The following is a 14,955-nucleotide window of genomic DNA, read 5'->3' on the forward strand; positions in this document are numbered from 1 at the left end:
ACCTGCAAACTTTTTAGATGTTGGTGGAACTGCAGATGCTAAACGTGTTGAAACAGCTTTTAGAATTATTTTAAAAGATCCAAATGTGAAAGCTATTTTGGTAAATATTTTTGGAGGAATTGTACGTTGCGATAGAGTTGCGCAAGGTGTTATTGATGCTTATAAAAATATGGGCGATGCAATTAAAGTTCCAATTATTGTGCGTTTACAAGGAACCAATGCAATAGAGGCAAAACAATTAATTGATGCTAGTGGTTTAGATGTAATTTCGGCTACTGAATTTCAAGAAGCTGCCGATAAAGTACAACAGGTATTAGCTTAAATAAAAATTGAAATTATATAACAAAAAAACCAACGCTTATGTTGGTTTTTTTTTATTCATAAAAAAAACACTTCTTTCGAAGTGTTTTTTATTTTTATTTAATACAATTTATTAAATATCTTCAAAATTTACATCGGTGAAACTCTCAGTGCTTACAGCATCATCATTTTCATCATCTGAAGGTCTTTTGAAATCTTTTTGATGACGTTCAGAAATAACCTCTTCTCCTTTTTCATCTAAAATATAATCAGTTGCAGCTTTTAGCATCTCATTAAATTCTTCAAAATCTTCTTTATATAAATAAATTTTGTGTTTTTTGTAATGGAATGATCCATCGTCGTGTGTAAATTTTTTACTTTCTGTAATAGTTAAGTAATAATCTTCTGCTTTTGTAGCTCTTACATCAAAAAAGTAAGTTCTTCTTCCCGCTCTCAGAACCTGTGAGAATATCTCTTCTTGTTCTAAATGTTCGTTTTCACTCATAATAAACTTTCTATTTAATTAATCGTTATTTATTTAGATTCACTCACAAATCTATAAAAATATTTGGGTTATTTTATCTTTTTTATAATTCTTTTTCTAAAAGTTGCTGGTCAAATAACTCTTTATAATATCCTTTTATAGTAACCAACTCATTATGTGTGCCTTGTTGAATTATTTTGCCATTTTCTATCACTAAAATTTTATCAGCATTTTTTATTGAAGAAATTCTATGACTAGCAATTATGGTAGTTTTATTTTTGCTAATTTCATTTAAGTTATTTAAAATAATCTCTTCTGTTTCAGTATCTACAGCCGATAAACAATCATCAAAAATTAAAATTCTTGGATCTTTTATAATGGCCCGTGCAATTGAAATACGTTGTTTTTGTCCGCCAGATAAAGTTACACCTCGTTCACCAATAAATGTATTATAACCTTGGTTAAACTCAATTATATTATGGTGTATGTATGCATCTTTAGCTGCTTTTTCAATTTTTTCATCGGTAGCATTTTCATCGCCAAATTTTATGTTATTTTTAATGGTATCTGAAAATAAAAAGGCTTCTTGTGGAACAAAACCTATGTTTTGACGTAAATTATCTAAATTAATATCTTTAATATTTCTGTTATCTATGGTTATTTCACCTTTATCAACATCATATAAGCGTGCAATTAAATTTATAATAGTTGATTTACCAGAGCCTGTATTTCCTAAAATAGCCAACGTTTGTCCTTGAGGAATTTTAAAACTTACATTTTTTAGGGCTACTATATTGGTGTCATCATATGTAAATGTTACATTTTTAAATTCAATTTCACCATTAATTTGTGTAGGATTTAGGTTTGTATTTACTATTTCTGGTTGATGCTTTAAAAATTCGTTAATACGTTTTTGCGATGCTTCTGCTTCTTGCACAATAGAAGTTACCCAACCAACAACAGCTACTGGCCAAGTAAGCATATTTACATACATAATAAATTCTGCAATAACACCTAAGGTTATGGTTCCATCAATGTAGCGCAAACCACCAATGTAAATTACTAAAATATTGCTTATTCCTATTAACAACACCATTAATGGAAAAAACAATGCTTGAGCTTGGTAAAAATTAATATTTTTCTCTTTTGCTTCATCACTTAATTTTGAAAAATCTTCAATTACTTTATTTTCAATACTGTATGATTTTACAATGCTTATTCCTGAAAAAATTTCTTGTGCGTTTGCTGTAAGTTTCGATAAAAATTGTTGAACAATTGTACTTCTTTTATGTATAATACTACTTAAAATGTAAATAGATATTGATAAGATAGGTAAGGGTAGAAGTGTGTAGTTTGTTAACACCGGATCTATATCGTACATTTTTAAAATGGCAACAATAAACAGTACTAGCATATTTATAAAATACATTATGGCTGGGCCAAAATACATACGCACTTTTGTAACATCTTCACTAATTCTATTCATTAAGTCGCCCGTTCTATTTTTCTTATAAAAGTTTAAAGATAGGCGTTGGTATTGAGCGTAAATTTCATTTTTTAAGTCAAATTCTATCAATCTAGAGGTAACAATAATCATTTGACGCATTAAAAAAGTAAAAAAACCAGATAGTAATGCAGCACCAATTATTAATAATATATTGTTTAGTAAGCCTGTTTTAACAATAGATAAATCGGTAACAATTCCATTCCTGTAATCTTCGGCAATGTTTAAAGATTCTCTAATAAATTGAGGAACTTGTAGAGCTAAAACATTGGATAGTATGGTAATAACAATACCAACTAAAAGTCTGTATTTGTATTTTAAAAAGTATTTATTAAGGTATTTTAATTCTTTCATAAAAGTAATTAGCGAACTTCAAAATTTTTAAAGCACGAATATACAGCAATAATATTTTATGGCTATAATAATTAAGATACATTTAACTTTAATAAAAAAGTGATTTCAAAATAACTTTTAAAAAAATTATACTACTTTTGCGCAGTTAAAAATAGACATTTTCAAAGTTCTTTACATGATAAATAGAAGACATATTAGGGTAAAAGTAATGCAATCGGTTTATGCGTTGCTGCAATCTAAAAGTGATAACTTAAACAAAGAAGAAAAATTCTTATACGCAAGTATTGATAAAATGTATGATTTATACGTTTTAATACTGTGTTTACTTGTAGAAGTTAGAGATATGGAGAAAAACCATATAGAAATTTCAAAGAAAAAGTTTTTAGCAACTCCACAGGAATTAAATCCAAACACAAAATTTATTAACAATCAGGTTTTTAGACTTTTAGACGAAAGTGTTTCTTTAAACGAGTATTTGGTTGATAACAATTTAAATTATTGGAAATTAGATTCTGAATATATTAATGAAATATTAAGGTTGATAAAAGAGAGTGCTATGTATGCTTCTTATATGAAAACTGAAGAATCTACATTTAAAGAAGATTTAGCTTTTATAGAGAATGTTTTTAAAGAAATTATTGCTCCAAACGAAAAATTGGCCGAATATTTTGAAGATAAAAATATTAGCTGGGTAGATGATATTCCTTTTGTAAACACGTGGGTTGTTAAATCTTTAAGTCAAATGAAACCAAACGGTATTTTTAAGTTAGGTAAATTATATAAAGATGAAGATGACAAAGAGTTTGTGTTAAGTTTATTTCGAAAAGTAGTTTTAAACCATACAGAACTTGAAAAAGATATTATTGATAAAACCCCAAACTGGGATGCAGAGCGTATTGCAGATATTGATATGATTTTAATTAAAATGGCAATATGCGAATTTTTAAAATTCCCATCAATCCCAACACGCGTAACTATAAATGAATATATAGAAATTTCTAAAGATTACTCTACAAATAAAAGTAGTTTCTTTATAAATGGTGTATTAGATAAAATTTTGAAGGATTTTACAAATTCAAAAAGATTAAATAAAATAGGCAGAGGATTATTATAATTTTTTAATTTTACAGAAATTTACAAAATTTATATACAATGAAAAGAATAGCAATTTTTAGTGTTTTATTAGTTAGTTTAACAATTATTTCTTGTAAAGAAAATGCAACAGCAAAAATTGATGAGGCTAATTTAGAATCTGCAAAAGAAAGAGATGAAATTATTAGTTTAGGTTCTCCAATTATGGAATTTGACACTATGGAGTACGATTTTGGAACCATAAAAGAAGGTGAAATTATTGATGGTGTTTTTAAAGTAACAAATAAAGGAAAAGTTGATTTGGTGATTACTGCCGTGCAGCCTTCTTGTGGTTGTACAACTCCAGACTGGACAAAAGATCCTATTAAACCAGGTGAATCAGGTGAAATTAAATTTTCTTTTAACTCAAATGGTCGAGTTGGAAAACAACATAAATCTATTACAATAACATCAAATACTGAGAAAGTAAAAGAAACTGTTCGTTTAACAGGAACGGTAACAGCAAAAAGTTAATTAATTAAAATTTTAAACAAAATAAATGTATACAACAATTTTTTTACAAGCGGCAGGTGGTAGTTCATGGACAAGTATGTTACCATTTTTATTAATGTTTGTGGTAATCTACTTTTTTATGATTAGACCACAAATGAAACGTGCAAAAAATGAAAAGAAATTTCAAAGCTCTATAGCAAAAGGAAATAAAATAGTTACAACCAGCGGTATTCATGGTAAAATTGTAGATATTATTGATAGTGATAATACTGTTATTGTTGAAACTAGTGCAGGTAAAATTAAATTTGAGCGTTCAGCAATTTCAATGGAATTGAGCAAAAAATATGAAACTTCGGTTGATGCAAAATAAATAGTATTAAACAAGTTAAAAAAAGTGAGCCTAACAGCTCACTTTTTTTGTATATTTAATATTTGAAATTGAATGGCTAATAAAATTAAAACACCTGCATTATCCTTAGGAAAGAACAGAAAAATTAGAATTTTTCTAACTTTTTTATTTTTAACTTCTGTTGTTTGGTTGTTAATGGCGTTGTCTAAAAACTACACTTCAACAACAAAAATAAATATTGTTTACACCAATTTACCTTCTAACAAATTATTGCTTAAAAAACCAATAAATCAAATTAAAGCAGTTATAAATGCTTCAGGTTATAATTTAATAAAATATAAAATTACACAACCTAAAATTACTTTAAACTTATTAGAGAACAAGAAAAAAGGTTCACATTATTATTTGCTACCCAACAGCCAAATTATAAATTTAAACCATAATTTAAAAGGGAATTCTACCATTGTTAAATTTTTAACCGATACCATTTTTGTAGAATTAGGCAACAACGTAACAAAAAAAATACCGGTAAATTCTAAATTAAAAGTGAATTTTAAAGTGGGTTACAATTTTATTGATGAGTTAAAAATTACACCAGATTCTATTAACATTTCTGGACCTAAACGACTTTTAGATAATATTTTAGAAATTTCAACCGACAAATTAGAACTTAATGATGTTTATGAAAATGTAAATGTTCAATTAGCATTAAAAGCTCCAATGTTAAGAAATGTAAAAATATCAAATAATAGTGTGGTTATTAAAGGGTTGGTAGATAAGTTTACTGAAGGAAAGTTCTTAATACCAGTTTCTGTAATTAATGTGCCAAAAGGAATTAAAATAACCACTTTTCCAAAAGAAATTGAAGTTATATATCAGGCAGGATTATCAAATTTTAGTAAAATTAGTAAAAGTGATTTTGTAATTGTGTTTGACTATTTAAATTATCAGAATGATACTTTGGTGCGTTTTTTAAGACCTATAATTCAAGAAAAAAGTGATATCGTGTCATCAGTAAAAATAAAACCAAGTCAAATAGAATTTTTAATTCAAAAATAATGGTAGTTGGACTTACAGGCGGTATAGGAAGCGGAAAAACAACAGTATTAAACTTGTTTGAAGCATTAGGAGCTAAAGTTTTTATTGCAGATGTTGAGGCAAAAAAAATAATGAATTCTGATCAGGAATTAAAAGCTCAAATTTCTAAGTTATTTGGCAAAGAGGCATATATAAATAATGTTTTAAATAGAAAATTTATAGCATCAGAAGTATTTAATAATGCTGAAAAATTAAAAGCTTTAAATGCCTTGGTGCATCCAAAGGTTAGGGAGCGTTTTTTAGAATTTAAATTAAAAATGGCAGGCAAAATTATTATTTATGAAGCTGCTATATTATTTGAAAGCGGTGGTAATTTTGAATGTGATTTTGTAATTACGGTGACCGCAGATTTAAATTTGAGGATAGAAAGGGTAATGCAAAGAGATGGAGTAACCAAAGAAGAAATTGAAAGTAGAATGCAACATCAACTAAATGATGACTTTAAGATTAAAAATTCCAATTTTGTAATTAAAAATCATCAATTAAAAGCTACTGAAACCCAAGTAAAAACTATTTTTAGTATTTTAGAAAAGCTATGTTAATAATATCAAATGTCATAAGAATTTGTTAAAAAATTATATATTTGGCTAACTAAAGTTAAATAAACATAGATTTGCTGATAAAAGTTTAATTTTAAATAATGGGTAAGAGAATTTTTGTACTCTTAATTATTTTAATGAGTATTGCCTTAATTGGTATTATTTCAGTTCAGGTATTTTGGATAAAAAACACCATTCAAATTACTGAAGAACAATTTACATCAAATGTGCGTTTTGCTTTGGCAAAAGTTTCTGAAGATATAAAAGAAAATGAATTTAATGAATTTTATATAGACATTGTAGAGCGATTTAGAGATGAAGGCAATAAATTAAAATACTCTGACGTTAAAAAATACATCTACGAAAAAATAGATACTACTAATAATGAGCGTTTTACATATTCGCAAAGCATTATTGAAGAAAATTATAAAGTACCAACGGAGTTCTTTGAAAACGATTCTATAGATTTTAAAGAAATTTTTAGAAAAGAAGAAATAGTTGTTGTTAAAGATCAATCATTAGATAATCAAGGGAACGATATAACTCCTCCTGAAGAACGATATGTTAAAATTGGAAGGTTTGAAGGAGCAGAAAAAGCACAATTAGAAAGGGTTTTTGAAATATCTAGAACCAAATTGCCAATACACAAACGTGTAAGTAATAGAGAGCTTTCTATGCGTTTAGATAGAGAGTTAAAAGGTAAAGGAATTACTACCAATTTTAAATATGGAATTTATAGTAACGGATTAGCAACCCAAGTAAAATCGGGTTATTTTAGAAAAGTAACTGGAAAAAGTTATATGGTTCCAATGTTTACAGATTCTGAAGGAAATAGTAACTTTCAATTATTTGTAACATTTCCAGAAAAAAAGAATTTTATACTTTCTTCAATTTCGGAAATACTTATTCTGTCAGTTTTTTTTATATTTATAATAATTTTAGCATTTGGAACAGCGTTGTATCAATTAATAAAACAAAAACAAATTTCCGAAATTAAAACGGACTTTATTAATAATATGACACATGAGTTTAAAACACCTATTGCAACCATTAATTTAGCCTTAGATGCCATAAAAAACCCTAAAATAATAGATGATAAAGAAAAAGTACTACGGTATGTTAAAATGATTAGGGATGAAAATAAACGAATGCACGGGCAGGTAGAAAACGTGTTAAGAATTTCTAAATTAGAAAAAAATCAATTAGACGTTAAAAAAGAAAGAGTAGATTTAGAAGATATAATTCACGATGCGTTATCGCACGTAGATTTAATTATAAAAGATAAAGGCGGTTATATAAAAACAAATTTTAACGCAAAAAACACCGAGATTCTTGGAAATCAATTTCATTTAACAAATGTAATAGTAAATGTTTTAGATAACGCTATTAAATATTCTGAAGATGCTCCAAAAATTGAATTAAATACAGATAATACCGCAAAATATATATTAATTGAAATTGCCGATAAAGGTATAGGAATGAGTAAAACCGTTCAAAAAAATATATTTAAAAAGTTTTATAGAGAAGAAAGAGGAAATATTCATAATGTGAAAGGACATGGTTTAGGACTTTCATATGTTAAAAAAATAGTAGAGATTCATCAAGGAGATGTTTATGTTGAGAGTGAAAAAGGAGAAGGAAGCACTTTTACCATAAAATTACCTTTAATTTAAAAAATAAGAAATATGGAAAATAACAGAATTTTATTGGTTGAAGACGATCCCAATTTTGGAACAGTTTTAAAAGATTACTTATCATTAAATGACTATAATGTAACCCTAGCAAAAGATGGTTTAGAAGGTTTAATTATGTTTAAAAACGACGATTTTGATTTATGTATTTTTGATGTAATGATGCCACGTAAAGACGGTTTTTCTTTAGCAAAAGATGTAAGAGCAACAAATTCAGAAATTCCAATCATCTTTTTAACTGCTAAAACAATGAAAGAAGATGTGTTAAAAGGATACCAAGTAGGAGCAGATGATTATTTAAATAAACCTTTTGATTCTGAAGTTTTATTATATAAAATAAAAGCCATTTTACAACGTAAAGAAACTGAACAAAATGTTGAAGATGAATCTTTTGAGTTTGTAATTGGAAAATTTCATTTTAATTCTAAATTAAGACATTTAACGTATAATGGAGGTGAAACTCAAAAATTATCACCTAAAGAAAGTAAATTGTTAAAAATGCTAGCAACCCATAAAAACGATTTAATGCCACGTGAATTAGCATTAACCAAAATTTGGAGAGATGATAATTACTTTACTTCCAGAAGTATGGATGTATATATTGCCAAGCTTAGAAAATATTTAAAAGAAGATGAAAATGTTGAGATTTTAAATATTCATGGAGAAGGATTTAGACTAATAGAAAAATAATAACTGAAAAACCTGCATAAAGCAGGTTTTTTTATGTGATAAAATAGCTACATTTGTTATATATACAAAAAAAATGGCTCAGTTTATTAAAATTTATGATGAAAATCCTAACGAAAAAGAAATAGATAAAGTAGTTAAGGTTTTAAAACAAGGTGGTATTATTATATATCCAACCGATACTGTGTACGGAATTGGTTGCGATATTACTAATAATAAAGCTATGGAAAAAATTGCTCAAATTAAAGGCATTAAATTAAATAAGGCTAACTTCTCATTTATTTGTTATGATTTAAGTAATCTATCCGATTATGTAAAACAGATAGACACGCCAACCTATAAAATTTTAAAACGCGCTTTACCTGGTCCATATACATTTATATTACCAGGAAATAATAACTTGCCAAAATCTTTTAAAAATAAAAGCACCGTTGGAATTCGTATTCCAGATAACAACATTATTAGGGAATTAGTAAAAAAATTAGGAAATCCAATTGTTTCAACTTCTATTTATGATGAAGATGATTTAATTGAATATACTACAGATCCCGAATTAATTTACGAAAAATGGCAAAACATTGTTGATGTTGTTATTGATGGTGGTTATGGAGGAAATATCCCATCTACAGTAGTTGATTTATCTGAAGGAGAAATTACAATTCTTAGAGAAGGAAAAGGAAGTATAGAAGATTTTTAAAGATCAGAAAATTTCTTTTTGCCTTTTATAAAATACTGAAAAACAATGCTTTTTGTGTAAAAATAAGTGTTGTTTGCCAAGCTTAATTTTCTTTTCTTAAACATTTTATACGCGTAAAAGTAAAAGCTAAAATGTGCTCTTAAAATAGCTAATGTATGAATTGGCCTTAATTCTATTAAAAATTTTGCACCGGCAACTCCATCTAAAAGCATTCTTATAAAAATTACAGAGAGTAACTTATGTGCAGGTAAGTTTTTAACCAAAGAAAAAAGACTGTTTCTAAAATTTAAAAAAGATTTTCTTGGACTTTCTTCTTTTAAAGTAGCTCCTCCAACATGATATACTGTTGAAGCTCCATTATATTTTATAGTTTTCCCTAAATTTTTAGCTCTCCAGCATAAATCAATTTCTTCTTGATGTGCAAAATAATCTTCATCAAAACCATTTAATTGCTTAAAAACTTCACTTCTTATAAAAAAACAAGCTCCAGATGCCCAAAAAATTTCAACCTCATCATTAAACTGATTTTCATCTTTTTCTATTTCCGAAAAAATACGACCTCTACAAAAAGGATACCCATATTCATCAATAAAACCGCCTCCAGCTCCTGCATATTCAAAAAAACTTTTGTTTTTATAAGCTAATATTTTAGGTTGTACTATAGCAGTATTTGGCTGGTTTTTAAAAGTTGAAATTATTGGAGAAAGCCAATTTTCACTCACTTCAATATCAGAGTTTACCAAGGCAAAAATATCAGCATTAACATATTGCAAAGCATCATTGTAACCTTTAGCAAAACCTCCGTTTGTGGTATTTTGAATTATTTTTACAGTGGGAAAATTTTCTGAAATAAATTTTACAGAATCATCAGTAGAAGCATTATCGGCAACAATCACTTCAGTATTAGGTAAAGCGCTGTATTTTACAATGTTTGGAAGAAATTTTTCTAGTAAATTTTTACCGTTCCAGTTAAGAATTACAATTGCTATTTTCACAAAGCAAACATACTTAAAATAGTAAAAACAATTCTAAAATTTAGTTATAAATTATAACAAGGAATATCTGGTAAAAAATTATAACATTCTTCTTTAAAATTTATGGAGCAATAAAAATGTTCCAAACCATTTGTTACAATTAAAAAATGCGATTGAAGTTTTATATTATAGCGTGCAATTTGATCAAAAGTAGCTTGGTTTATTTTAATTGATGGCGCTTTACACTCTACAATAATAAAAGGTTCACCTTTAATATTAAAAACTAAAATATCAGTTCGTTTTGTTAAACCGTTAATAGTGAGTTTTTTTTCAACAGCAATTAAAGAAATTGGATATTTTTTTTCTTCAATTAAATAATGCACAAAATGTTGTCTAACCCATTCTTCTGGGGTAAGACTCACATATTTTTTTCGAAGAATATCAAAAATAAAGAGCTTATTTTCCTTACTTTTGATTCTGAATTTATAAGTAGGTAAATTCAATGTCTGCATTCAACAAAAATGCTAAATTATTTTCATAAATGAGTGATGTTGCTAAAATAGTTTCTGATATACAAAGCGGAAATATTAAACCAATTTATTTTTTAATGGGTGAGGAGCCCTATTATATTGATAAAATTTCAGATTTTATTGAAGAAACCATCTTATCTGAAGAAGAAAAAGGGTTTAATCAAATGGTTTTATATGGAAGAGATATTACTATTGAAGATATAATTGATAATGCAAAACGTTTTCCAATGATGGCTGATAAACAGGTTGTTATTGTTAAAGAAGCGCAAGATTTATCTAGAACAATTGAGAATTTAGAGGTGTATGCAACTAATCCTCAGCCATCAACAGTATTGGTAATTTGTTACAAATACAAAACTATTGATAAACGAAAAAAATTGTACAAAGCAATTAATAAATGTGGGTTGGTTTATGAAAGTAAAAAACTTTATGAAAACCAAATTGCTGATTGGATACGACGTGTTTTACAAGGTAAAAAATACCAAATAGAAGCCAAAGCAACTTTAATGTTGGTAGAATTTTTGGGTACTGATTTAAGTAAAATTAGTAATGAGCTGGATAAATTAATGGTGGTATTACCTGCAGGTTCAACTATTACGCCAACTCATATTGAAGAAAATATTGGAATAAGTAAAGACTATAATAATTTTGAATTACGCAAAGCAGTAGGTGAGAGGAATGTGTTGAATGTAAATAGAATTATCAATCATTTTGCTCAAAATCAAAAAGCGAATCCAATGGTTGTAACCATTTCTTTGTTAAATGGTTTTTTTACGCAACTACTTATTTATCATAGTTTAAAAGATAAATCGAATAATAATGTAGCCAAATCTTTAGGAGTTCATCCTTTTTTTGTGTCAGATTATATAACTGCTGGTAAAAATTATCCAATGCGTAAAGTATCTCAAGTTATTGGTTTATTGCGTGATGCCGATGTTAAAAGTAAAGGAGTTGGCGCAAATTCTATTCCACCAGGAGACATATTAAAAGAATTGTTATTTAAAATTATTCATTAGTTATACTAAACCTTAGTTTGAATACTAAAATGAAGTATATGCAATGCTTCTTTGCTTCAATTATTTATAAAATAATACACTACTATGTTTGCATTATGTAGAGCAATAGTGAGCCATTTTAGACTTTTAAACTCATATTAATAACCACCAATAGCTAAAACCTACTTATCTACCTTAATTCTCTCTTGTCTGTTTGCAATTTCCCAAGCAGTGTAAAAAATTAATTTTGTGCGTTTTGCTAACAACTCATAATTAATTTTATCTGGTGTATCTGATGGTTCGTGATAATCTTGATGTGTACCATTAAAATAAAATATTATAGGAATATTGTTTTTCGCAAAGTTGTAATGATCGGATCTGTAATAAAATCTGTTTGGATCGTTATCATCATTGTAGGTGTAATCTAATTTTAAGTTTGTAAACTTTTCATTCATTTCTTCCGATATTTCGTGAAGTTCAGTACTTAACTTATCAGAACCAATTAAATACACAAAATTTGGATTATTTTCATGAGCATCATCAACACGTCCAATCATATCAATATTTAAATTTGCCACGGTTTTAGCTAATGGAAAAATAGGATAATTTGTATAATATTTAGAGCCTAATAAGCCTTTTTCTTCACCGGTAACATGTAAAAACAAGATAGATCTTTTTGGTCCGTTCCCATTTTCTGAAGCTTTTTTAAATGCTTGGGCAATCTCCATTATAGCTACAGTTCCAGAGCCATCATCATCAGCACCATTATATATTTCTCCATTCTCCATTCCAAGATGATCATAATGTGCAGAAATTACTAAAATTTCTTCTGGTTTTTCTGTTCCTTCAATAAAAGACAATACATTTTCTGATGGATTTAAGTTTGGTTTTAAATGCTCGGTTGGAATTTCTTGAAAATAATTATTATCACCTAAAGGAGCAGAAATGTTATTTTTTTGATAAAAGTTTTTTAAATACTCCGCAGCTTTTTTTTGTCCAGGTTCTCCGGTTTCGCGTCCTTCAAACTCATCAGATGCAATAATATATAAATATGTTTTTAAGTCGTTTTCTGTAATAGTATTTGCAAAATTTAGAGCAATTTCACCTGTTGTTTCAACTATTTTGTTAGATTCTGAAAGGTGGTTATTTGTTCCGCAATTTAAAAAAAGAGAAAGTAAAATTAATAAGTAGATTTTATTCATGTTTTTTGAGGATGTATTTTTCAAATATATTAAACTATTTTGAATGTGAGATGGTAAACTGTTTTAGCGTTTTGCTAAATCTAATTAAATCAGAATCGAAAAGGTTATCTAGCTCGTCATCATTAATAAGTTTTTCTGTTGGTCCACTAACAAATTTTGAAGATGACATGAGCCATAATTCATCGGCCAATTGCAAGGCTAAATTGGTTTCGTGTGTAGAAATTATTATGGTTTTATTAAATTCAGACGCTAAATTTTTCAATAAAGAAAAGGTACTTATAGTGTGGTGTAAATCTAAATGAGCAGTTGGTTCATCTAACACAATTATTGGTGTGTTTTGTGCTAAAGCTCTGGCAATTAATACGCGTTGCAACTGACCGTCACTTAACTCGTAACATTTAGTTTTCATTAAGTGTTTGGTGCTGGTTTTTTCAAATGCAGCATAAATAATTTCCATATCTTCACTTGTTAAATAACCAATCCAATTTGTAAATGGTTGTCTGCCTAAAGCCACTAATTCAAAAACGGTTAAACTACTATCTGGTAATCTTTCAGTTAAAACTAAACTCAACTTTTTTGCTAACTCGTTATTTGTAAGTGTTTTAAGATTTTTATTATCAATAAAAACTTCTCCGCTTAAAGCGGGTTGTACTTTGGTTAAAGTCCGTAATAAAGTAGATTTTCCAACACCATTTTTTCCTAATAAACAAACCATATTTCCTGCTTTTAATTCAATATTTAAATTAGAAGCAATGGTTGAAATATGTTTTTTGGAACGATATCCAATACTTAAATCTGAAACTTTAATTATATGATTTTCGTTGTGTGTCATTAATAATAAATCTTACGTTTTCTAACTAGTAACCAAATTATAATTGGAGCTCCAAATAAAGAGGTAATTGCATTAATTGGTAAAGTATATTCGCTATTTGGTAGTTGAGCAATGCTGTCACAAATTAACATAATTATAGCGCCACTAATAGCTACAGCAGGCAATAATGTTTTGTGGTTAGAGGTGCTAAATAATAGTTTTGTTAAATGTGGCACAGCTAAACCAATAAATGCAATTGGGCCTGAAAAAGCTGTAATTACACCGGTAAGTAAACTAGTTGCAATAAGCGTGAAATTTCTGGTTCTTTTTACATTTACACCCATACTTTTTGCATAGTTTTCTCCTAAAAGTAGTGTGTTTAAAGGTTTTATAATAAAAATAACAAAAGAAATTCCTATAATAAAAATAGTGAAAAGTGCTGAAATTTCTTTCCAACTTAAGTTTCCTAAACTACCAAAACTCCAAAACATATATTGTTGTAATTCAGTAGCACTGCTAAAATAGGCTAAAACACTTATTATAGATGAGGTTAAACTTCCAAACATTAACCCAATAATTAATATAGACATAGTGTTTCTTACTTTTGCAGCAGCTACCATTACAGCCGAAAGCACTAAAAAAGCTCCAGAACTAGCAGCAATAGCTTGTCCCCAACTAGAAAAAGAATAACTAGCAATATTTGCACCCAAAAACGAACCTCCTAAAATTAATATGGCAACTCCTAAACTTGCTCCAGAACTTATTCCTAAAACAAATGGCCCTGCTAGCGGATTTCTAAATAAAGTTTGCATTAACAATCCGCTAATTGATAATCCAGAACCTACAATAATAGCTGTAATTGCTTTTGGAAAACGATAGTTTAAAACAATAGATTTCCACGATTCTTTTTCAACATTTCCATCTATAAAAGATAAAAATATTTGTTTTAGTGGAATGTAAACTGAACCTAAACTAATATTTATCAGGAAAATAATAAAAAGAACAATTATTAAAATGATAAAAGTATTTCTATATGATTTTATGGGATTTATCAATCTTGATTATTTAAAAATGTTACTAATTTTTCAATTGCTTTTCCTCTGTGGCTAATTGCTCCTTTTTCTATCATGTCCATTTCAGCAAATGATTTTTTGTA

Annotated in this window: 17 protein-coding genes and 1 pseudogene; 10 read left to right on the forward strand and 8 right to left on the reverse strand. The window is 27.8% G+C overall.

The features are described from left to right. Positions 1–322: pseudogene (sucC, locus tag ABY298_RS10560) on the forward strand (succinate--CoA ligase subunit beta); the annotation flags it as partial. 111 nt (positions 323–433) lie between these two features. On the opposite strand, the gene ABY298_RS10565 reads toward sucC, so the two are convergent. Both ABY298_RS10565 and ABY298_RS10570 read right to left on the reverse strand, forming a co-directional pair. Beyond that, positions 434–805 carry a PUR family DNA/RNA-binding protein gene (locus ABY298_RS10565; RefSeq protein WP_090221946.1) on the reverse strand — a complete coding sequence of 124 codons (372 nt, stop codon included), beginning with the start codon at positions 803–805 and terminating at the stop codon, positions 434–436. Positions 806–887: 82 nt separating this feature from the next. Continuing rightward, entirely contained in the window at positions 888–2,642 is a 1,755-nt protein-coding gene (locus tag ABY298_RS10570) for an ABC transporter ATP-binding protein (RefSeq protein ID WP_372746020.1), read from the reverse strand. A gap of 175 nt (positions 2,643–2,817) precedes the next feature. On the opposite strand from ABY298_RS10570, the gene nusB reads away from it, so the two are divergent. The 8 genes from nusB (at position 2,818) to ABY298_RS10610 (ending at position 9,287) form a co-directional block, all read left to right on the forward strand. Next, positions 2,818–3,756 carry a transcription antitermination factor NusB gene (gene nusB, locus ABY298_RS10575; RefSeq protein WP_372746021.1) on the forward strand — a complete coding sequence of 313 codons (939 nt, stop codon included), beginning with the start codon at positions 2,818–2,820 and terminating at the stop codon, positions 3,754–3,756. Between the two features lie 38 nt (positions 3,757–3,794). Continuing rightward, positions 3,795–4,247: a DUF1573 domain-containing protein gene (locus tag ABY298_RS10580; RefSeq protein WP_372746022.1), complete on the forward strand. Its 453-nt coding sequence runs from the start codon at positions 3,795–3,797 to the stop codon at positions 4,245–4,247. Between the two features lie 25 nt (positions 4,248–4,272). Beyond that, positions 4,273–4,596 (forward strand): preprotein translocase subunit YajC, encoded by a 324-nt coding sequence (gene yajC, locus ABY298_RS10585; protein ID WP_372746023.1) that lies wholly within the window; start codon positions 4,273–4,275, stop codon positions 4,594–4,596. A 72-nt stretch (positions 4,597–4,668) separates the two neighbouring features. After that, positions 4,669–5,634 carry a CdaR family protein gene (locus ABY298_RS10590; RefSeq protein ID WP_372746024.1) on the forward strand — a complete coding sequence of 322 codons (966 nt, stop codon included), beginning with the start codon at positions 4,669–4,671 and terminating at the stop codon, positions 5,632–5,634. Further along, complete coding sequence (gene coaE, locus ABY298_RS10595; protein ID WP_372746025.1) at positions 5,634–6,215, forward strand: dephospho-CoA kinase; 582 nt, start codon at positions 5,634–5,636, stop codon at positions 6,213–6,215. The genes ABY298_RS10590 and coaE overlap by 1 nt, the downstream gene beginning before the upstream one ends. A gap of 98 nt (positions 6,216–6,313) precedes the next feature. Continuing rightward, positions 6,314–7,885, forward strand: a complete 1,572-nt coding sequence (locus ABY298_RS10600) for a sensor histidine kinase (protein ID WP_372746026.1) — start codon at positions 6,314–6,316, stop codon at positions 7,883–7,885. A 12-nt stretch (positions 7,886–7,897) separates the two neighbouring features. Further along, positions 7,898–8,593 (forward strand): response regulator transcription factor, encoded by a 696-nt coding sequence (locus ABY298_RS10605; RefSeq protein WP_372746027.1) that lies wholly within the window; start codon positions 7,898–7,900, stop codon positions 8,591–8,593. A gap of 73 nt (positions 8,594–8,666) precedes the next feature. Continuing rightward, entirely contained in the window at positions 8,667–9,287 is a 621-nt protein-coding gene (locus tag ABY298_RS10610) for an L-threonylcarbamoyladenylate synthase (protein WP_372746028.1), read from the forward strand. On the opposite strand, the gene ABY298_RS10615 is transcribed toward ABY298_RS10610, so the two are convergent. Continuing rightward, on the reverse strand, positions 9,284–10,282 hold the full coding sequence (locus ABY298_RS10615) for a glycosyltransferase family 2 protein (RefSeq protein WP_372746029.1): 999 nt from the start codon (positions 10,280–10,282) through the stop codon (positions 9,284–9,286). The genes ABY298_RS10610 and ABY298_RS10615 overlap by 4 nt on opposite strands. Before the next feature lie 44 nt (positions 10,283–10,326). Further along, positions 10,327–10,773 (reverse strand): type I restriction enzyme HsdR N-terminal domain-containing protein, encoded by a 447-nt coding sequence (locus ABY298_RS10620; protein ID WP_372746030.1) that lies wholly within the window; start codon positions 10,771–10,773, stop codon positions 10,327–10,329. Between the two features lie 29 nt (positions 10,774–10,802). Between ABY298_RS10620 and holA the strand changes: the two genes are divergently transcribed. Next, positions 10,803–11,807 (forward strand): DNA polymerase III subunit delta, encoded by a 1,005-nt coding sequence (gene holA / locus ABY298_RS10625; protein WP_372746031.1) that lies wholly within the window; start codon positions 10,803–10,805, stop codon positions 11,805–11,807. A gap of 161 nt (positions 11,808–11,968) precedes the next feature. Here holA and ABY298_RS10630 read toward each other — a convergent pair whose 3' ends face one another. From ABY298_RS10630 to ABY298_RS10645, 4 genes are all read right to left on the reverse strand, one after another. Further along, positions 11,969–12,988 (reverse strand): M28 family metallopeptidase, encoded by a 1,020-nt coding sequence (locus tag ABY298_RS10630; RefSeq protein WP_372746032.1) that lies wholly within the window; start codon positions 12,986–12,988, stop codon positions 11,969–11,971. 34 nt (positions 12,989–13,022) lie between these two features. Further along, positions 13,023–13,820, reverse strand: coding sequence for an ABC transporter ATP-binding protein (locus ABY298_RS10635; protein ID WP_372746033.1), 798 nt, complete (start codon positions 13,818–13,820; stop codon positions 13,023–13,025). Continuing rightward, on the reverse strand, positions 13,820–14,851 hold the full coding sequence (locus tag ABY298_RS10640; protein ID WP_372746034.1) for a FecCD family ABC transporter permease: 1,032 nt from the start codon (positions 14,849–14,851) through the stop codon (positions 13,820–13,822). Before ABY298_RS10640 ends, ABY298_RS10635 begins: the two co-directional genes overlap by 1 nt. Continuing rightward, the coding region (locus ABY298_RS10645) for a non-canonical purine NTP pyrophosphatase (RefSeq protein ID WP_372746035.1) at positions 14,851–14,955 on the reverse strand (105 nt) is incomplete at its 5' end. The genes ABY298_RS10645 and ABY298_RS10640, both read right to left, overlap by 1 nt.

The organism is Lutibacter sp., assembly GCF_041596795.1.
GTDB lineage: Bacteria > Bacteroidota > Bacteroidia > Flavobacteriales > Flavobacteriaceae > Lutibacter.